Raw genomic sequence first — 18,435 nt, forward strand, 5'->3', positions numbered from 1 at the left:
GGGGAGTTCCCTGGCCAGGGTTGCTGTACCTGGGGTCGGCCATGGCAGGTGGTGCTATCGGGATAGCGGGCACACTGCTTCCCGCCCTGGTCAAACGCGAACTGCCGCACAGTGCCGACCTGCTGACCGGGCTGTACACCATGGCGCTCTGCTTTGGTGGCGCCCTGGGGGCAGGGCTGAGCGTCCCACTACTGGTTTGGCTGGGCAGTTGGCAGCTTAGCCTGATGAGCTGGTCACTGCTGGCCCTGGCAGCCTGGCTGCTATGGTCGGGCTTTGCACCGCGTCCAATCGCAGCACCATCGCTACAGCCCACCTTCCGAGTGCCGCTTGCCGCTTTGCTACGCCAACCCTTGACCTGGCATGTGATGCTCTTCATGGGCATTCAATCCTCCATGGCTTACATCGTGTTTGGCTGGCTGCCCACCCTGCTCATCGACCGTGGCTACAGCGAAGCCGACGCTGGCTGGACCATGGCGGTCTCCATCATGAGCCAACTGACCTCGGCACTGGCCGCCCCATGGGTTGCCCGCTTGCATAAGGACCAGCGGCCTGCCCTCCTCATGGTACTGGCCGCCACGGCCATCGGCTTGGCGCTACTGTTGATTGCCCCATTGGCTTGGCGATGGCCTGGCGCCATCCTGCTGGGCCTCGGTCAGGGCGGTAGTTTCAGCCTGGCGTTGGCCCTGCTAGTGCTGCGCACGGCCAACGCCCCCTTGGCTGGACAGCTTTCCGGGCTGGTGCAGGGAGGCGGCTACACCCTGGCCGCGCTGGGCCCCTTCGGCGTGGGTGTGATGCTGCAAATGGGCGCCTCGACAGCGCATATTGCTTGGCTGCTCATCGGCTTGATACTGGTGTGCTGCGGTTTTGCCTGCCTTGCGGGCCGCAATCGGCAGCTGGATGACCAAAGCGGCCAGCTACGCGTCACCCTTCCATAATCCTTCCTTGTCTTTACCAGGACATGACCATGCGTAACGCTCCTCGTCTGACAGAGACCACCTGCTCACATGAACGGATACTGATCATCTACACCGGTGGCACGATCGGCATGCAGCCAACCGCCACCGGACTGATGCCAGCAGGCAACTTTGCCGACAGATTACACAATGCTCTGCAGCAGCTGCCTATCCCGCAACAGCAGGCACTGCCCGCCTACGACATCATCAGCCATGACCCATTGATCGACTCCAGCGCCGCCACGCCTGCCACGTGGCAAACGCTGGCAGGCGATATCGCCGCCCGTTTTTCCGCCTATCGAGGCTTTGTCATCCTGCACGGCACCGATACGCTCAGCTGGAGCGCCTCGAGCCTGGCCTATCAGCTTCAGGGGCTGGACAAGGCGGTCGTATTAACAGGGGCCATGCAACCGCTGGAGGCAGCCAATAGCGATGCTCTGGACAACGTATGCGGTGCCCTGCAATTCGCTGCCATGAGTGAACTGCAGGAAGTGGCGATCTACTTTGCGGGACGCCTGATGCGGGGTGTCAGGGCGGTGAAGCAGCACTGTGAAGCGATGACCGCGTTTGCCTCCCCCAACTACCCCCTGCTGGGCGAACGGGTAGGCGATGACTGCGTACTTTACCCCAGCCGGGGGCTGGCGCTTCACCAGCGTGGCGCGCCCCGCTTCGAACTCCCGGATTATGGGTGTCTTGCTCAGGGGCAAGTGGTGCGCATCGCGCTGTGGCCAGGCATGGCCGCCTGGCAACTCTCCAGTTGGCTGGCTCATGACAGCGTCAAGGGGGCACTGCTGGAGCTCTGGGGAGCGGGCAACTTGCCTGACGACCCGGACCTGTTAGCCGTACTGGCGCGTGCCAGCGGAGAAGGAAAGCTGGTGGCCGCGGTCAGCCAGTGCCCGCAAGGCACCCTTCACTTGGGCGCTTACTCCGCTGGCCACGGCCTGACGGACGCTGGCGTGCTGTCCGGGGGCTCCATGACCCCCGAGGCAGCTTACACCAAGCTGGTGCATTTGCTGGCGCAGCCGCTTACCCACGACGACCGGGCAACGCGCTTCGTCACTCCGTTAGTGGGCGAGCGGTAGCCAGACTGGCATCCCGGAGCAGACAGGCTATGGTTAAACAGGACACATGGAGTGCAACATAACCTTCTGAAAACAGGTGAAAACGTATGGATCAACCAGTGCATCATTTTAGTGAACTGTTTGAACAGCTGGGGCTGCGCTCGGACGCGGCTTCTATCGAACGCTTTATTGAGCGACATTCACCGTTACCCAAGGAGATGCCGCTGGCCGACGCCCCCTGCTGGAACGAGGGCCAAGCGGATTTTCTACGCGAAGCAGTGGAAGAAGATGCCGACTGGGCCGAGGTGGTCGATCATCTGGATGCCTCGATGCACAAGGCGGAATGATCGCCTGAATTCAAGTCTGATCCCGCGCCGCTTCCAGGCGGCGCCGGTACCAGGCCCCTGCCAGCAGCAGGGCCGTCAGGGCCAACAGGGGCAACAGCACGTCCATCTGTAGCGGGTCCTCTTCCTCGATGGCTTCCAGCGCCCCGTAAATGGCGCTGCTGTAGACGGCCCATTTCACCGCCAGCCCCAGCGTGGCAGCCAATAAATAGCGCCCCAGCGCAATATGCCCCAGGCCTGCCGCAAAATTGATCACTGAATGTGGAAACCCCGGCAGCACTCGCATGGCACATTGGGTCAGCAGGTCACTTCGCGCTTTCAGGGTATCCATGACCTTGAGCGTCAGCCCCTTGGGCTGCCACCGCTGCCCGACTCGCGCCGCCAGCAAATAAGCCCCCCAGGCGCCCGCCACACTGCTGACGGTCAGCATGAGCGTTGCGATCAAAGGCGGATAAAAAGGCGCGATCAACCACAGCCCAATACTGCCGGGCAGGCCAATCGCCAAGGTGACCGCCATGGTCAGCATGACGGTCACCACGACCACCGGATGGTGCGACATGGTGGCGGCCCAGCGCTTCACCGCCATCAGGTCCGGGGAGTACCAAAGCCATACGTAGGCCAGCATGGCAGCCACCGCAAACGCGGCCGCCCATCGCCAGGAGTAGAGAGATAATTTACGCATGGAGGCGTGCTTCAACCCGCTCGAGAATTTGTCGACTGACCTTTCCGACCAGCGGTTTGGCCGCCTTGTTCACCGCTTTTTCCATTAGGCGATTGCGAATGTCATAACTCAGGGTCAGTGACACCTCCGTGCCTTCCGGTACGGCGCGCAGCTGATAGCGCCCCTGATTCTTGACGCCATCCAGGGATTCCCAGGCCAGCACCGTTGGAGGATCGATATCGGTTACCTCCACGTCAAACGCCCAATCCATGCCCACTGCCCGCACGTGCCAGCGGTAGCGGTTTTCGCCAAGACGATCGATCGAGCGTATCAGGTCCGAATAATCCGCAAAATCTTCCACTCGGCGTAACAAGTCAAATACGCGCTCCGGGGAGGCTCTAACGATTTCACTATGTTCTATGGTGGCCATGCGTCCATCTCTAGCGGCTGTAGACGAGTAGCTTATCACGCCAATTCCATTGGCACACCGGATGCCACCACCCAGAACACTGGTCAGCAAGAGCGGCATTGCGTAAACTGCCCGCCTTCCGGACCGGACCCCGGAACACCGCCCTGCTGCTTGGGCAGGCACGACATAAATTCTCCGACCATGAGTACCCAGCATGTCATCCACTGCATCATCCGGCGCCCAGGCGCCATCCACCGTCGTCATCTACTCCGGCGGCATGGACTCCTATACCGTCCTTCACCGTGCGCTACGCGAGGGCCTCGCTGTCCATGCGCTATCCTTCGATTACGGTCAGCGCCACCGTCGTGAACTGGACGTTGCACGTCAGGTATGTGAGTCCTTGGCCATCCCTCATCAGGTCGTCGATATTCGCGCCATCCACGGGCTGATCGACAACTCGGCATTGACCAACGCTGCGTTGACCATGCCTCAAGGGGAGTACGATGCCGACTCGCTCCACAGCACCGTGGTGCCCAATCGCAACATGATTCTGCTGTCGTTGGCCATTGCCAAGGCAGTCAATATCGGTGCCAGCCGTGTGGATTATGGCGCGCACGGCGGCGATCACGTGCTTTACCCCGACTGCCGCCCGGCCTTCGTCGAAGCCATGAACGATGTGGCGCAGATTGCCAACTTCGAACCCGTCACCGTCCATGCCCCTTATCTGGCCTCCAGCAAAGCCGCCATCCTGCGTGATGGGCTCGCCATGGGCCTGGATTACCGCCATACCTGGACCTGCTACGAAGGCCAGCAGCTCGCCTGCGGGCAGTGTGGCAGCTGCCGTGAACGGCTGGCGGCCTTTGCCGCCAATCAGGCCACCGACCCGCTCGCGTATGCTGCCCTTGCCGAGCGAGACTGCTGATGTACCACGTCAAAGAAGCGTTTTACACGCTGCAGGGCGAAGGTGCCCAGGCGGGGCGCGCCAGCGTTTTCTGTCGCTTTACAGGCTGTAATCTCTGGTCGGGGCGTGACGCCGACCGAGCCACGGCCAAGTGCACTTTCTGCGATACCGATTTCATCGGCACCGATGGCGCCAATGGCGGCCGCTTCGAAAGCCCGCAGCAGTTGGCACGGCATATCAAACAGCTGTGGCCAGCCAACGCAGGCAGCGCGGTGCCCTATGTGGTGTTTACCGGAGGAGAGCCGTTACTGCAGCTCGATACCCCGCTCATCGCCATGCTGCACAGCGAAGGGTTCGAGGTCGCCGTGGAAACCAACGGCACGCTGCCCGCGCCCGCCGGAATCGACTGGCTATGCGTCAGCCCCAAGGGCAGCAACCCGCTGGCCATTCACCAAGGGGATGAGCTGAAGCTGGTGTACCCACAGCACGACGCCCCGCCCGAGCAGTTTGCCGCGCTGCACTTTCGACACTTTTACCTGCAGCCCATGGATCACGTCGCCCAGCATGCCGACACGATCCATACCACTGTCGCTGAGCGCAATGCCGCCACGGTGGCCGCCACGACGGCCTATTGCATGACCCACCCCCAGTGGCGCTTGTCGCTGCAAACCCACAAGATCGCAGGATTCGATTGATGGCTTTATTCGTTCACCACCTGACCCATATCGATGTCTCCCTTTGGTGCCCTGAGCGCGGCTTGACCGGCTGCAGTTGGCAGGTCGACGCCCATCTGGATGGCGAACTGGGTGAAGACGGCATGCTGTTCGATTTTGGCGAAGTGAAGCCCTGGATCAAGCGCACGCTAGACAACGGGCTAGACCATACGCTGCTGGTGCCCACCAAGGCGCTTGGCGTAGAGGTCAGCGAGTGCCCAGAAGGCCTGTGCATTCGCACCACCACGCCCTATCCGATGGAAGTACGCGGGCCTGCGCAGGCGTTCACCCTGCTCCCCTGGGAACACATCTCGGTGGCAAGGGTGACCCAGCTCCTGAGCGAAGAGCTGACACGCGCTCGGCCTCGCAACGTCACCCGTGTCACCCTGAACCTGCAGGAAGAGCGTATCGAAGGCGCATCCTATGGCTACAGCCACGGCCTGAAACGCCATCTGGGCAACTGCCAGCGTATCGCCCATGGCCACCGCTCACGGCTGCGTGTCTATCAACACCAGCAGCGCCAGCCCGCTCTTGAGGCACAATGGAGTGAATGGCTGGACAACCGTTACCTGCTGGAGCAGGCCGATGTGGCGGAGCAGACGGATACCACCCTGACCTGCCGCTACACAGCCGAACAGGGAGCGTTCTCGATCACCCTGCCCACTCACCGCTGCAGCGTGTTACCGGCACCCACCACCGTGGAAAACATTGCCCGTTGGCTGGCCAGCAGTATCGCCGAACAAACTCAGCAGGAAACCCATGTAGAAGCCTTCGAAGGTATCAACAAGGGGGCTACCGCGCAGGCAGCGCCATGACGATTCTGATTACCAGCGATCAGCAGGCGTCTTGCCGCATGGGCTGTGGCGCCTGCTGCATTGCCCCTTCGATCAGCTCGCCCATTCCCGGCATGCCAGACGGCAAGCCCTCGGGCATTCGCTGCGTGCAATTGAATGAGCAAAACCTCTGCATGCTCTTTGGTGATCCCCGTCGCCCTGCGGTATGCCGTCAGTTCGACTTCGACAAGGAAGTGTGTGGCGAGCACCGAGAAGAGGCCCTCGCCACACTCTATTGGTGGGAAACCGCGACCGGCGGCTAGACCTCGCCTCCCAGGCTTACCGGGTGCGGCAAGCGCCGGTCCAGCAGGCTCACCCAGCGCACCAGCACCGGCGCATCGCTATGGCTCACCTCGCCCAACAGTCGACGAAACACTTCTTTCGCCTGTTGGTCATTGGGTTCTATCCGCGTGAGCCATAGCTCCAGCGCCGCCAGTTCCTGGTGGCGATTGCCGTGCTCGCGGGATTGCTGAATGGCCATTTCCGCCAATGCCTTGACCTCGTGGGCGGGGTGACCCAACAGGTTGCGCACGCGTGCCAGCTGGGTGGCCAGTTCAGGCAGGAAGAGGGTCGTGCGCTCCCGGGCAATCACCAGGCACTGGTCGAGATAATCCTCGGCCGCTTGCAGCTCGCCCAGCTCGATACAGGCATCGGAGTACCACAGCACGGGGCGCTGGAAGCGGTCTCGTCCGTTCAGTTCGGCCATCTGGTCCAGGCTGTCGCGCATTTGTACCAGCCCGCCCTGATCCCCCGCCAACGCCCGCTGCCAACCCAGCACCCCCTGCGCAGAAATCTGCCAAAGCTGCAGGTCTGGCGTACCGGTCATGGCCGCGGCTCGCTCGGCATGCCGGGCCGCCAAGTGCACATGGCCCAACTGACGATACAATGCCGCCGCAAACATCAGCGCCATGGCCAGGGTACCCGGGTGGCCGATCTGCTCCGCCAGCCGAATGGCCGCCGCGACATGCCGCTCTGCGCGATGGTAATCACCTCGCAGACAAAGCGCCCAACCCTGAAAACAGGCCGCCGTTACCTGGGGATGATCCGAGAACGGCAGCCACTCGATCATCATGGGAGCATTCAGCGGATCGATTTCGTCCAGGTGGTCGTGGGCCTGTTGAATACGCCCCGCCCAGTATTCACAGTGTGCCCGCGCATAATCCGCCAATCGGCGGTAGCGCGGGTCTTCCAGGCGAGCGGCGATATCCGCCAGGGTCGATGCCAGCGCAAAGGCGTCGGCATGGGCATAGCGCTGGCTGCGCCCCACCCATAGCCCCCACTTGACCAGGAAAATCTGCTCGAGATCTTCCGGGTCGTCAGGCGTGTCGCTCCCGGTTTGGCGCAGCAGCTCACGGGCCTTCACAAAACTTTCATGGGCCGTGGGCGAACCGTGCCCTTCCAGGGCGAACGCTGCCTGACCACGTACCGTCAGCAGGCTGACTTCACGCTCTACCTCATGGGCTACGTGGCGCAGGCTGGCCAGGCCGAAGTCGGCCATGCGCAGCGCCGTGCGGTTGGCACTCACCTTGAGCGCTTCCCGCGCGGAGAGCTCGAAGTAGCGCGCCCCACGTGCATAGTGGCCGCTGCGCCGCAGATGCGTGGCAAAGTCTCCCGGATGGCGACTGATCCATACCGGAAAACGCTCCTCAATCAAGGTCACGACCTGCTGATGCAGCTTGACCCTGACGTCACGGGGACAGGAGAGGTAGGCCGCCTCTTGAAGCAACTGGTGACTGAACTGGTACTCATGATCACCGCCCTCCTTGTCGATGGGCTCGATGATCTCCAGCGCCCGCATGTGCTCTAGCGCTTGGCACAACCTGGGCTTTTCCCAACCACTGCATTCGGCCAGCAAGTCCAGTCGAAAACGCTTGCCCAGCACCGCTGCAATATGGGCAATATCCCGGTCGCTTTCCAACTGATCGATTCGACTGGCCAGTAGCCCCAGCAGCCCCTTGGGCAGCTCATCCAGCTGTACGCTGCGCCCCTCCCGTCGATCCATGTCGAGGCGACGACAGATCTCCTGCATATACAGCGGAACACCATCACAGCGCTCGATGATCTGGTTGCGCAGCCGTGGGCTCAGATGAATACGATAACGACGAGAAAGTTGCGACAGCAGCCGCGAAGACTGCAGTGCATCCAGCTTGCCCAGGGTGATCTGCTGATCCCAGTGCAGTTTGACCGGTAGCGGTTCGCGGCCGTGGTGGCTGGCCACCATCATGAAGGCCGTGTTGATCGACAGACGTGCCTGTAGCCCCGCCAACACTTTGAAAGAGGGTTCATCCAGCCACTGCAGGTCATCGATCATCAGCACCAGAGTTTGCGACACGGCACGATGGTCGATCAGCCGATGCAAGAGCTTCACCACCAGCTCCACGGCTTCGCCATTTTGAGTCAGCTGGCTGATTTCCTGAACTTCGCGAACCCCCAACGCCTCTTCCAGCAGCTGCTGACGCGCGCTATCCGAGGTATCGAGGCCCAGCGTTGCCTGCAGCGCATGCACGGCATCGAGCGTTGGCGGATGTTCGAAGTGCCAGGCCAGCAACGACCGGGCTACACCGTATGGGTCCAGTACCGAGAGCCGAGTAGTCGGAAGCCAGCAGATCGCCGCATCGCGGCTCAGCTCCAACTGCCGAAACCCCACCATCAACGCCGACTTGCCCATGCCCGAGGCACCCCGCACCAACACGCTTTGCCGCAAACCAATGCCAGCCCGTGCCAGCGCATCGCGCAAGGTGCGTAGCGAGGTTTCCCTTCCCACCAGGCTCGGTGGCAAGGCATCACGCCCGCCTTCGTTCTGGCCCAGCACCAGCGCACGTAAACGCACGCGGCCATCGCTGGCCACCAAACGCGATACCAGCCTGGGCTGCAAGTCCAGCGCCGGGGGCATGTGCTGGCTGGCTGCCTGAGAGATGACCAGCTCGCTTCCCTCAGCGGCACTCATCAACTCCAGAGACTCTTGCGTCACCTGGCCCAGCGGGTCGGCCAGCTGGCGCTCGGGCAAGTAGACCACGCGCCCGCTGTGCAATCCGGCCGCCAGTTCGAATACCGGCGGTTCGGCGTCCCCGGCCCAGTGGCGACGGCTCTCCTGAGGTAGCGCCTGACGGCAGTGTTCGTAAAGCGCCACCAGCTCCGCCAGCTGATGGGCGGGACCATGGGTACCGAAGCAGGCCAGACCCAAGCCCCCCGTTGCCCCCGGCAGCCAGAAACCGCCCAGATGGTGGCACTGCTGCTCCAACCATCTCAGCAGCTCCAGCTGCAAGGCCAGGCAGTTGCGGGTAGCCGCGCGATCCGGCCAGTCACCCTTCAAGCGCAAGCGGATGGCCATCACCGAAAGCTGACGCAGCTCGATCTCATCTTCGCGCAGCGGCTTGCTGTCCGCAGCTAACGCGCGCGAAAAGGCGCCCTGAGGCGACATCGCCCGGGGGTCGTGGTGGCCATCCGACCAGAAACTGGCCAATTGCACGAAACTGGGCTCAGGCTGTTGTCCGGAGAGCGCCAGCAGTTGCAGGTAGCTGTTGTACTGCTCGTGAGCCGCAGCCATCTGGTTCTGCTCGGCTAGCTGCCGCACCCAGCGCTCGTGGAACGGGCCGTAGCCTGAAAAGCGGCTGACCAGTCCTTCCAGCATGGCATCCGGCACTTCGGCGTGTGCTTCCAGCACCTGTTCGGCAAAACGGATGACTCGTTGGCGCCACTCATTGCGCACTTGCACCAGCCAGCGCTGGAACTCGCTGCAGTTGCTGAGCTGCAGTTCCTCGATCAGATCCCCCTGGTAGCACTCCATCAGCGCATCCAGTGTCTCCAGATCCTTGGGCCCTTCCAGCAGTTGCTGCAGCTCATGCAAATCCATCTGCCAGTGGGACGGCAAATGGAAGGCAATGGTCTGCCGCGACACATTGAGGACGTGATCGGCATGCTCGCCCATGGATTGGCGCAGGCAGTGCAGCGCATGGCGCAGGTTGGTTCTGCCCGAGGAGAGGCCCTGGTCTGGCCACAGCAGCTCCGCCAGGGCGGCACGATTGACGGGCTGACGATGGAGCAGCAGATATACCAGCAGCGCCTTGACCTTGTCGTAGCTGAAATGAGTGAGCACGTCCTCCCCTTGAGTCAAGGAGAAGTGACCAAACAGGGTCAACTGATCTGTCTGTTGAGCATCACGCATGTTACACATCCTGCCTTGGCTAGCGGCGCATCACGCAGGCACGCCACTATGAAAACGAAAAGCCGTATCTGGAGACATGATCAGTTCCGCCTCACGAGCAACGAAGAAGGCGATGCGTTCGTCGATAGGCGCATCGGTCTGCTGGCGAGCCAGCAAGAGATAGTCTTCGAAATGACGCCCCTCGGACTTGACCAGGGTGCGATAGAACTTGGCCAGCTCTTCGTCCAGGTAAGGAATGAGTCGCGCGAAGCGCTCACAGCTGCGCGCCTCGATCAGAGCGCCGATGATCAACAGGTCGATCAAGCGCTCAGGATCCTGACTGCGTAAATGCTTTCTAAGGCCTTCGGCGTAGCGTGACGCCGTCAGATGGCGATAAGGAACACCACGGCGTTCCATCAAGCCCACTACCTGCTCGAAATGAAGCAGCTCCTCGCGGGCCAATTGCGACATCTTGCTCAACAGCAGCGGCTGATCCACGTAGCGATACAGCAGGCTCATGGCCGTGGAAGCCGCTTTTTTTTCACACTGTGCGTGATCGATCAGCAGTGTTTCCGGGTTGGCCAATGCCCATTGCAACCAGGCATCGGGGGTCGGGCAAGCTAAAAAGTCATGCAAACTTTCTGGCAGCAGATCATCCGCTTGCAGCGCATGTTCCGCTGTTTGCAACGCCATTAATTGTATCGACATAACACCAGCACCAAGCGTTTATCACACTATTGTACAATATATAAACGCCAATGGCGTCCGTTCCCTGATTGGTTCGAGGATGAACAAACGTGTCTTCCAGCCTCGCTTAAAAATGCATTGACACTAATGTATAGCAAGCCTGAATCACGCTCCACACGGGAATCATGCTTGCCGAGGCTACCCAGCTCTACAGGCCAGCGCTCGCTTGGCAGCCATGGTAACGCGGCATCACGATAATCACACCAGCCGTCACCCAAAAACACGCCTCTTGGTAAAAACGTTCATGTTTACGGCACATTAATCAAAAAAGCTGCCCTCAGGAAAGCGTCTTTCAACATCTCAACACAAAGTACAAGTAGGCATCCTGCCTGACTTCTTAACATTGTCGACAGTTTCCCGTAGAATCCGAGCCATCCACCAGACGCTGATTCTCAAGCGTATGTCATGTGATCGAAGGATGTCCTTGTTACCGTGCAGGCGTCTTTTGCTACCACTGATGATCACTACCAAGAAGATGAGAGGGCCCCAACGTGCTTGAAGCTTACCGCCAACATGTCGAGGAACGCGCTGCAGAGGGCGTCCCAGCCAAGCCCCTGACCGCCGAACAAGTCGCCGACCTGATCGAGCTGCTGAAGAACCCGCCGGCCGGAGAAGAAGAGTTCATTCTGGACTTGATCACCAACCGGGTACCGCCGGGCGTCGACGAAGCCGCCTATGTCAAAGCGGGCTTCCTGACCGCGTTGGCCAAAGGCGAGGCGTCCTCGCCGCTGATCGACAAGGTCCATGCCGTCAAACTGCTGGGCACCATGCAGGGCGGCTATAACATCGCTTCCTTGGTCGAGCTGCTCGATAACGAAGAGCTGGCCCGTGAAGCAGGTGAACAGCTCAAGCACACCCTGCTGATGTTCGATGCGTTCCACGATGTGGAAGAGCGCGCCAAGAATGGCAACGCCGTCGCCAAGGACGTCATGCAGTCCTGGGCCGACGCCGAGTGGTTCCTTTCCAAGCCTGCGCTGGAAGAGAAAATCACCCTGACCGTCTTCAAGGTCCCGGGTGAAACCAACACCGACGACCTGTCGCCCGCGCCGGATGCCTGGTCGCGCCCTGACATCCCGCTGCACGCCAACGCCATGCTCAAGAACGAGCGTGACGGTATCGAGCCTGAAGTACCCGGCACCACTGGCCCGCTCAAGCAAATCGAAGCCGTGAAAGCCAAAGGCTACCCAGTGGCTTACGTGGGCGACGTAGTCGGCACAGGCTCTTCGCGCAAATCAGCCACCAACTCGGTGCTGTGGTTCTTCGGTGACGACATCCCTTACGTGCCCAATAAGCGCGGCGGCGGTTTCTGCTTTGGCGGCAAGATTGCCCCGATCTTCTTCAACACCATGGAAGATTCAGGCGCCCTGCCGGTAGAGATGGATGTTTCCAGGCTGGAAATGGGCGATGTCATCGACATCTATCCCTATGAAGGCAAAGTGTGCAAGCACGGCACCGATGAAGTGCTCTCCACCTTCGAGCTGAAAACACAGCTGATTCTCGATGAAGTGCGTGCAGGCGGTCGTATTCCGCTGATCATCGGCCGTGGCCTGACCGGCAAGGCGCGCGAGTCCCTGGGCTTGGCGCCGTCAGACGTTTTCCGTCTGCCGGACCAGCCTGCCGATACCGGCAAAGGCTTCACGCTGGCACAGAAGATGGTCGGCAAAGCCTGCGGCCTGAACGGCGTGCGCCCCGGCATGTACTGCGAGCCGAAGATGTCTACCGTCGGCTCCCAGGACACCACTGGCCCAATGACCCGTGACGAGCTGAAAGACCTGGCCTGTCTGGGCTTCCAGGCCGACCTGGTCATGCAGTCCTTCTGCCACACGGCTGCCTATCCCAAGCCGGTGGACGTGGACACGCACCACACCCTGCCCGACTTCATCATGAACCGCGGTGGTGTTTCACTGCGCCCCGGCGACGGCATCATCCACAGCTGGCTGAACCGCATGCTGCTGCCGGATACGGTCGGCACCGGCGGTGACTCCCACACCCGCTTCCCGCTCGGTATCTCCTTCCCGGCAGGTTCTGGTCTGGTTGCCTTTGCGGCTGCCACTGGCGTCATGCCGCTGGATATGCCCGAGTCCGTTCTGGTGCGTTTCAAGGGTGAGCGTCAACCTGGCGTCACGCTGCGCGATCTGGTTCACGCCATTCCTCTCTACGCCATCAAGCAGGGTCTGCTGACGGTCGAGAAATCCGGCAAGAAAAACGCCTTCTCCGGCCGCGTGCTGGAAATCGAAGGCCTCGAAGACCTCACCGTCGAGCAAGCCTTCGAACTCTCCGATGCCTCGGCCGAGCGTAGTGCGGCTGGCTGTACCATCACGCTGTCCGAAGAGAGCGTGACCGAGTACCTGAAGTCCAACATCACGCTGCTGAAGTGGATGATTGCCAACGGCTACGGCGACGAGCGTACCATCAGCCGTCGTATCGAAGGGATGGAAGCCTGGCTGGCCAACCCGTCACTGATGCGTGCGGATAAAGATGCCGAGTACGCCGAAGTCATCGAGATCGACCTCAGCGAGATCAAGGAGCCGGTGCTCTGCGCCCCCAACGATCCGGACGACGCTCGCCTGCTCTCCGACGTGGCTGGCGAGAAGATCGACGAAGTGTTTATCGGTTCGTGCATGACCAACATCGGTCACTTCCGTGCCGCCGGTAAACTGCTCGAGAAACAGCCTGCGGGTAGCCTGAAGACCCGCCTGTGGTTGGCGCCACCAACCAAGATGGATCAGCACCAGCTGACCGAAGAGGGTTACTACGGCATTTACGGCCGTGCAGGCGCCCGCATGGAAATGCCGGGATGTTCACTGTGTATGGGTAACCAGGCGCGTGTGGCTGCCAAGAGCACCGTCGTGTCTACGTCTACACGTAACTTCCCGAACCGCCTGGGAGATGGCGCGAACGTCTACCTCGCCTCGGCGGAGCTGGCAGCGGTAGCCGCGGTGGAAGGCCGCCTGCCGACAGTTGCTGAGTACCAGCGCTACATGGGCGAATTTGACGCCCTGGCCGGCGAAATCTATCGTTACATGAACTTCCACGAAATCGAGGAGTATCAGAAAATCGCCTCGAACGTGATTCCAGTAGCGCAAGAGGCTTAAGCGCCCAGGCTACTGACCCATCGCCGATGCTCGCAACATCGCAGAGACGCTACGCGACTCTGAGCCGATGACCGAACGCCCCTTCCCTTGCAGGTTGGGGCGTTTTTATTACCCACAGTGTCATTCATGGACAGGAGACTCTCATGACGACCACACCTCACGTCGTGACCCCCGATTTGTGCGACCAGTACCCCGAGGTCAAGGTGCTCGAGCCGATGTTTGCCAACTTTGGCGGCGTCGATAGCTTTTATGGGCCTATTCGTACCGTCAAATGCTTTGAAGACAACTCCATGGTCAAGCAGGCCGTCGCCGAACCCGGCGAAGGCGCCATTCTGGTGGTGGACGCAGGCGGCTCTCATCGCTGCGCCATGTTGGGCGACATGCTGGCTGAACAAGCCGCCAAAAACGGTTGGGCAGGCGTCATCATGTATGGCTGTGTGAGAGACGTAGACATTCTGGCCACCCTGCCACTGGGCGTGCAAGCGCTGGGCAGCCACCCTCGTCGCAGCGAAAAACATGGCGAAGGCCAGCGCGACGTGGCGGTGACCTTTGCAGGCGTCACGCTGCAGGTGGGTCAATGGCTTTACGCCGACAATAACGGCATCATCGTCGCCGAACAGCCGCTCAAGCTCTCTTGATCGCGCCGATCTCCTGCTAACCCGTCAGACTTGTCAGTGGTGGCAGATAGTGCCACCCTGATATTTCATTTCCATGCCACGGACACCATGCAGCCGCTCAAGCCACTGGGCTACGCCCTACTTCGCACCCTTCGTGACCACCTGCGCCCACTGATTGCCTACCACCTGCTATTCACGCTGTTGGCATCGGCCGTGGTGTTGCCGCTGGTGGCCTGGGGCTCCCAGCGATTCATGGCCCAGCTCAACCGTACCGTGGTCACCAACGACGCCCTGTTGGCGCTACTGTTCAGCCCCCTCGGGCTGTTCACCCTGCTGGCGGGCCTTGCGGTCACTTTCTTGCTGATCTACTGGCAGCAAGCGGGCATGCTTCAAGTGGCCAGCAGGCCCAAGGACAACCACTACCGCCTGGCCCTGGAGGCCCTGTGGCTCAGCACTCGGCGCCTACCAGCACTGCTGCTGCTGGTGATCCTGCAGGTGGGCGCCCACCTGCTGCTGCTGGCCCCGTTCATGGCAGCCATCGCCTGGCTATACGATCTCTGGCTCAGCGGCCTGGATCCCTACTATCTACAGCGTGTACGCCCACCAGTACTGTGGTACTTCATCGCCTGCGCCTTACCGGTCATGCTGCTGTGGATGAGCCTGGCGGCGTGGCTATATCTGCGCTGGCTACTGGCGCTGCCGCTGGTGGCGCTGGAGCACTGCCACCCCCTGCAGGCCTTGAAGCGCAGCGTGCGCCTCACCCGTGGCTGGCACCGCTCCATTGGCGCGGCGGTGCTCCTGTTACTGCTCGTCATCATCGCCCTACCGATTGCCACCACCTGGCTCTACGATACCCTCGTCACGCCGCTGCTCTGGTGGCTTCCCGAGCACAGTGCCGTGCTGGTACCGGCGATGCTGGCCTACCTGACCGGCTATGTCCTGATCACCCTGACCATCACGTTTCTGGGCATTACCACCCATGCGCTGCTGTCGGCCTGCCTTTACTTGCAGCTTGCCTATCGGGAGGCTCGGCCTGCCGCTCCCGAGAATTCACAGACAGGTCGATTGGCCTGGGCACTGGAAGTGTGTGTCTTGCTGATTGCCGCACTGCAAGCCTGGTGGATACTCAACAGCTTCGAAATACGCGATGACGTCGCCATCATCGCCCACCGGGGCAGCTCCATGGTGGCGCCTGAAAACACCCTGGCCGCCGTGCGCCAGGCACTGGAGGATGGTGCCGATGCCGTCGAGCTGGACGTGCGCCTCAGCGCCGACCAGCAGGTCATGCTCTACCATGACCGCACGCTGGCCAGGCTCACGGGGGATCCCAGGGAGTTTGGCGAGCTGACCCGGGCCGAGCTAAGCGAGTTCGATGTGGGTAGCTGGTTTGGCGATGCCTTCCAGAACGAACGAATCGCCGGGCTAGACGAGACCCTGGCACTGGTGAGAGGCCGCGCCGCGCTGATGATCGACATGAAGCCGCTGCCAAGCCAGGAGGAAGCGTTGGCACAGGCGGTACTGGATGAGCTGGAGGCAGAAAACGATCGCCGCTATCGCTGCTGGGCCACCCAGCACGATGCCTTGGATGGAATGGCTGCCTGCGGCTTCCCGAATACGCTGCTGGAAATGCGCATGGCCACCATGTCCCCCGCGCTGGTCAGCTTCATCAAGCAGCGGGCGCCCGAACTGAGGGTGACACTACTGGCGCAGCTGATACTTCCCGGCACGCTGGACCGCCGTCAATTCGATGCGCTGGGCTTACGGCATAACCGCATTACCCGTCAGGAGGTTCGCCTGGCGGCCCTCTACGGCTATGAAATCCACGCCTGGACGGTCAATGATCGGGCCAGAATGTCGGCGCTGATCGATCTTGGCGTAGACGCCATCATCACCGACTACCCTGACCGCTTGAGAGAATTGCTCGAAGACCGCCACGCCATGAGCGATGGCGGCCTGATGCTGGTGAAACTGCGCAACTGGCTACGTCAGTAGCGCATCGCTGCGGTCGCGGGCTTACTCGCCCATGACCACGCCCTCACGACGCGGGTCGGCGCCACCAAACAGGGTGCCGTCTTCCAGTTTCATGATGGCTTGCAGGCCACTGGTCAATTCCCGCTCACTCACCTGATGGCCGCGCTCACGCAGTGCGTCGGCGGTTTCTTCCGAGAATCGGCCCTCTTCCAGATAGACATCGCCCCCCAGGGTGATGGCATGGGGCAGGTCCAGCGCTTGCTGGGCATCGAGCCCCCAGTCACGCATGGCCACCAGGCTTCTGGCCGTGTAATGAATGATCGCTGCACCACCTGGCGAGCCCAGGCTGGCCACCAGCTCGCCGCTCTCCAGATCGAACACCAGCGTTGGGCTCATGCTCGAACGGGGACGCTTGCCAGGCTCTACCCGGTTGGCCACCGGGCGGCCGTCGCTTTCCGGCTCGAAGGCGAAATCGGTCAGCTCGTTATTGAGCAGATAGCCCCCTGCCAGCCCCGTGCCGCCGTCTGCCAGGATACGTGAGCCGAAGGCTTGTTCGATGGTCGTGGTCATGGCCAGCGCATTTCCATCGCCGTCCACGATGCTGATGTGGCTGGTGCCATACTCGGGCTGTTCGGGCTGGCTGGCAAAGCTCACCTCCAGCTCACCGGGATTGCCAGGCTCGACGCTATCGCCCAGCGACTCCTCGCCCATTAAACGGCTGCGCTGATTGAGATACTCCGGGGCCAGCATCGTAAGCCAGTCGCCTCCCGGTGCCTCGACAAAATCAGGATCGCCGATGTAGCGGCCCCGGTCGGCAAAGGCCAGCCGAGATGCTTCGAGGAACTGATGCAGCCAGCCGCTGCTGGGCACACCGTTATCCAGCGGCGCTTCGATCAACGGCTGCTGATCGAGAATACCGAGGATTTGCATGACGGTGATATGGCCCGACGACGGCGGCGGGAAGCCGCACACTTCCCACTCCTGCCAGGGCGTACAGATCGGCTCGCGCTCCACCGGCTCGTAGCCGCTCAGGTCGTCCAGGCTCATCTCGCCCGGACGCTGCGGATGGGACTGCACTCGGGCCACCAGGTCTTCGGCGATCTCACCTTCATGGAAGGCACTGCTGCCCTCTTCCGCCACTCGCCGCAAAATAGCGGCCAGCGCGGGGTTGGTCAAGGTGTCGCCCACGGCCAGCGGCTCGCCTGCTTCATCGTAGTAGAACGCTCGGGCCAGCGGGTCCTCGCGCAGCGCCGTGTCGTTGGCCAGGCTGGTATGCAGCCGGTGGCTGACGGCAAAGCCCTCTTCCGCCAGCGTAATGGCAGGGGTAAAAAGCTCTCGCCAGGCGAGTTGACCATGTTCGGAGTGGGCCTGCTCCAGCATGCGCAGCACCCCCGGCACCCCCACAGAGAGACCGCTGGCCACCGCGTCCATGAACGGTAGCGGCTCGCCATCTTCCATGAACAGCTCACCGGTGGCCGCCGACGGTGCAGTCTCGCGACCATCGAAGGCCTGCACATTGCTGCCATCGTAGTGCATCAAGAAGGCACCGCCGCCGATCCCACTGGACTGCGGCTCTACCAGGGTCAGCACCATTTGTACGGCCACGGCGGCGTCGATGGCGTTACCGCCGGCCTTGAGCACTTGATACCCCGCGTCAGTGGCCAGCGGGTTCGCCGCAGCAACGGCAAAGGATTCCACGGCCCAACCGGGCTTCTCCTCATACCCTGAGCCTACTTCCGGTGACATCTCGGGGGCCTGGTAGCTAAAGCCCCAGCTCACCATGGGAACGAGTAGTAAGCCCGTCAGGGGGATTGCCCGTTTAGGCAGCATAGTCTTTCTCCTTTTCAGCAGGGTGCAGGCAGATATCGCGTAGGGCCACGGGGGCGGCGTCATCCAGAGCGGTGTCATCCAAAACAAAGCGTAGCCTATAAAACCCGTGCGCCCGGCACAATGGCCGGGCGCAAATCGAACAGCAGGCTAACTAAC

The 18,435-nt window shown here is 61.5% G+C and carries 15 protein-coding genes; 10 read left to right on the forward strand and 5 right to left on the reverse strand.

Annotated elements, in window-relative coordinates; all coding sequences use genetic code 11:
- The 3 genes from HSS18214_RS0103810 to HSS18214_RS0103820 all read left to right on the forward strand — a co-directional run.
- Positions 1 to 935 (forward strand): MFS transporter (locus tag HSS18214_RS0103810; protein WP_026001700.1); only part of this gene is annotated, 935 nt, incomplete at its 5' end.
- 29 nt (positions 936 to 964) lie between these two features.
- A complete protein-coding gene (locus tag HSS18214_RS0103815; protein WP_016913977.1) occupies positions 965 to 2,035 on the forward strand; it encodes an asparaginase in 1,071 nt (356 codons plus the stop codon).
- Positions 2,036 to 2,121: 86 nt separating this feature from the next.
- Positions 2,122 to 2,361, forward strand: coding sequence for a DUF2789 domain-containing protein (locus HSS18214_RS0103820; RefSeq protein WP_016913978.1), 240 nt, complete (start codon positions 2,122 to 2,124; stop codon positions 2,359 to 2,361).
- A 10-nt stretch (positions 2,362 to 2,371) separates the two neighbouring features.
- On the opposite strand, the gene HSS18214_RS0103825 is transcribed toward HSS18214_RS0103820, so the two are convergent.
- On the reverse strand, positions 2,372 to 3,040 hold the full coding sequence (locus tag HSS18214_RS0103825; RefSeq protein ID WP_016913979.1) for a TVP38/TMEM64 family protein: 669 nt from the start codon (positions 3,038 to 3,040) through the stop codon (positions 2,372 to 2,374).
- A complete protein-coding gene (locus tag HSS18214_RS0103830) occupies positions 3,033 to 3,449 on the reverse strand; it encodes an SRPBCC family protein (RefSeq protein ID WP_016913980.1) in 417 nt (138 codons plus the stop codon). Before HSS18214_RS0103830 ends, HSS18214_RS0103825 begins: the two co-directional genes overlap by 8 nt.
- Before the next feature lie 193 nt (positions 3,450 to 3,642).
- Here HSS18214_RS0103830 and queC point away from each other — a divergent pair, with 193 nt between their 5' ends.
- From queC to HSS18214_RS0103850, 4 genes are read left to right on the forward strand one after another with little or no spacing between them, the layout of a single operon-like run.
- The gene (gene queC, locus HSS18214_RS0103835; protein ID WP_016913981.1) at positions 3,643 to 4,350 is read left to right on the forward strand and encodes a 7-cyano-7-deazaguanine synthase QueC; all 708 of its coding nucleotides are present in this window, start codon (positions 3,643 to 3,645) and stop codon (positions 4,348 to 4,350) included.
- Positions 4,350 to 5,024 (forward strand): 7-carboxy-7-deazaguanine synthase, encoded by a 675-nt coding sequence (gene queE / locus HSS18214_RS0103840; RefSeq protein ID WP_016913982.1) that lies wholly within the window; start codon positions 4,350 to 4,352, stop codon positions 5,022 to 5,024. The genes queC and queE overlap by 1 nt, the downstream gene beginning before the upstream one ends.
- Positions 5,024 to 5,857 (forward strand): 6-carboxytetrahydropterin synthase, encoded by an 834-nt coding sequence (locus HSS18214_RS0103845; RefSeq protein ID WP_016913983.1) that lies wholly within the window; start codon positions 5,024 to 5,026, stop codon positions 5,855 to 5,857. Before queE ends, HSS18214_RS0103845 begins: the two co-directional genes overlap by 1 nt.
- Complete coding sequence (locus HSS18214_RS0103850) at positions 5,854 to 6,138, forward strand: YkgJ family cysteine cluster protein (RefSeq protein ID WP_016913984.1); 285 nt, start codon at positions 5,854 to 5,856, stop codon at positions 6,136 to 6,138. Before HSS18214_RS0103845 ends, HSS18214_RS0103850 begins: the two co-directional genes overlap by 4 nt.
- On the opposite strand, the gene HSS18214_RS0103855 is transcribed toward HSS18214_RS0103850, so the two are convergent.
- Positions 6,135 to 10,040, reverse strand: coding sequence for an ATP-binding protein (locus HSS18214_RS0103855; protein ID WP_016913985.1), 3,906 nt, complete (start codon positions 10,038 to 10,040; stop codon positions 6,135 to 6,137). The two genes, HSS18214_RS0103850 and HSS18214_RS0103855, sit on opposite strands and share 4 nt — an antisense overlap.
- 30 nt (positions 10,041 to 10,070) lie before the next feature.
- Positions 10,071 to 10,727 carry a MiaE family protein gene (locus HSS18214_RS0103860; protein ID WP_026001703.1) on the reverse strand — a complete coding sequence of 219 codons (657 nt, stop codon included), beginning with the start codon at positions 10,725 to 10,727 and terminating at the stop codon, positions 10,071 to 10,073.
- Positions 10,728 to 11,257: 530 nt separating this feature from the next.
- On the opposite strand from HSS18214_RS0103860, the gene acnB reads away from it, so the two are divergent.
- The 3 genes from acnB (at position 11,258) to HSS18214_RS0103875 (ending at position 16,470) form a co-directional block, all read left to right on the forward strand.
- On the forward strand, positions 11,258 to 13,861 hold the full coding sequence (acnB, locus tag HSS18214_RS0103865) for a bifunctional aconitate hydratase 2/2-methylisocitrate dehydratase (protein ID WP_016913987.1): 2,604 nt from the start codon (positions 11,258 to 11,260) through the stop codon (positions 13,859 to 13,861).
- A 143-nt stretch (positions 13,862 to 14,004) separates the two neighbouring features.
- Entirely contained in the window at positions 14,005 to 14,499 is a 495-nt protein-coding gene (rraA, locus tag HSS18214_RS0103870; RefSeq protein WP_016913988.1) for a ribonuclease E activity regulator RraA, read from the forward strand.
- An 87-nt stretch (positions 14,500 to 14,586) separates the two neighbouring features.
- Entirely contained in the window at positions 14,587 to 16,470 is a 1,884-nt protein-coding gene (locus HSS18214_RS0103875; RefSeq protein WP_050980284.1) for a glycerophosphodiester phosphodiesterase family protein, read from the forward strand.
- Between the two features lie 21 nt (positions 16,471 to 16,491).
- Here HSS18214_RS0103875 and ggt read toward each other — a convergent pair whose 3' ends face one another.
- Positions 16,492 to 18,279 carry a gamma-glutamyltransferase gene (ggt, locus tag HSS18214_RS0103880; protein ID WP_016913990.1) on the reverse strand — a complete coding sequence of 596 codons (1,788 nt, stop codon included), beginning with the start codon at positions 18,277 to 18,279 and terminating at the stop codon, positions 16,492 to 16,494.
- Positions 18,280 to 18,435: the final 156 nt, after the last annotated feature.

This window comes from Vreelandella stevensii S18214 (assembly GCF_000275725.1).
GTDB lineage: Bacteria > Pseudomonadota > Gammaproteobacteria > Pseudomonadales > Halomonadaceae > Vreelandella > Vreelandella stevensii.

Excerpts from the sequence above, each read along its gene's own strand:
- HSS18214_RS0103815 (WP_016913977.1), top strand. The coding sequence starts at position 965 with ATGCGTAACGCTCCTCGTCTGACAGAGACCACCTGCTCACATGAACGG.
- HSS18214_RS0103820 (WP_016913978.1), top strand. The coding sequence starts at position 2,122 with ATGGATCAACCAGTGCATCATTTTAGTGAACTGTTTGAACAGCTGGGG.
- HSS18214_RS0103825 (WP_016913979.1), bottom strand. The coding sequence starts at position 3,040 with ATGCGTAAATTATCTCTCTACTCCTGGCGATGGGCGGCCGCGTTTGCG.
- HSS18214_RS0103830 (WP_016913980.1), bottom strand. The coding sequence starts at position 3,449 with ATGGCCACCATAGAACATAGTGAAATCGTTAGAGCCTCCCCGGAGCGC.
- queC (WP_016913981.1), top strand. The coding sequence starts at position 3,643 with ATGTCATCCACTGCATCATCCGGCGCCCAGGCGCCATCCACCGTCGTC.
- queE (WP_016913982.1), top strand. The coding sequence starts at position 4,350 with ATGTACCACGTCAAAGAAGCGTTTTACACGCTGCAGGGCGAAGGTGCC.
- HSS18214_RS0103845 (WP_016913983.1), top strand. The coding sequence starts at position 5,024 with ATGGCTTTATTCGTTCACCACCTGACCCATATCGATGTCTCCCTTTGG.
- HSS18214_RS0103850 (WP_016913984.1), top strand. The coding sequence starts at position 5,854 with ATGACGATTCTGATTACCAGCGATCAGCAGGCGTCTTGCCGCATGGGC.
- HSS18214_RS0103855 (WP_016913985.1), bottom strand. The coding sequence starts at position 10,040 with ATGCGTGATGCTCAACAGACAGATCAGTTGACCCTGTTTGGTCACTTC.
- HSS18214_RS0103860 (WP_026001703.1), bottom strand. The coding sequence starts at position 10,727 with ATGTCGATACAATTAATGGCGTTGCAAACAGCGGAACATGCGCTGCAA.
- rraA (WP_016913988.1), top strand. The coding sequence starts at position 14,005 with ATGACGACCACACCTCACGTCGTGACCCCCGATTTGTGCGACCAGTAC.
- HSS18214_RS0103875 (WP_050980284.1), top strand. The coding sequence starts at position 14,587 with ATGCAGCCGCTCAAGCCACTGGGCTACGCCCTACTTCGCACCCTTCGT.
- ggt (WP_016913990.1), bottom strand. The coding sequence starts at position 18,279 with ATGCTGCCTAAACGGGCAATCCCCCTGACGGGCTTACTACTCGTTCCC.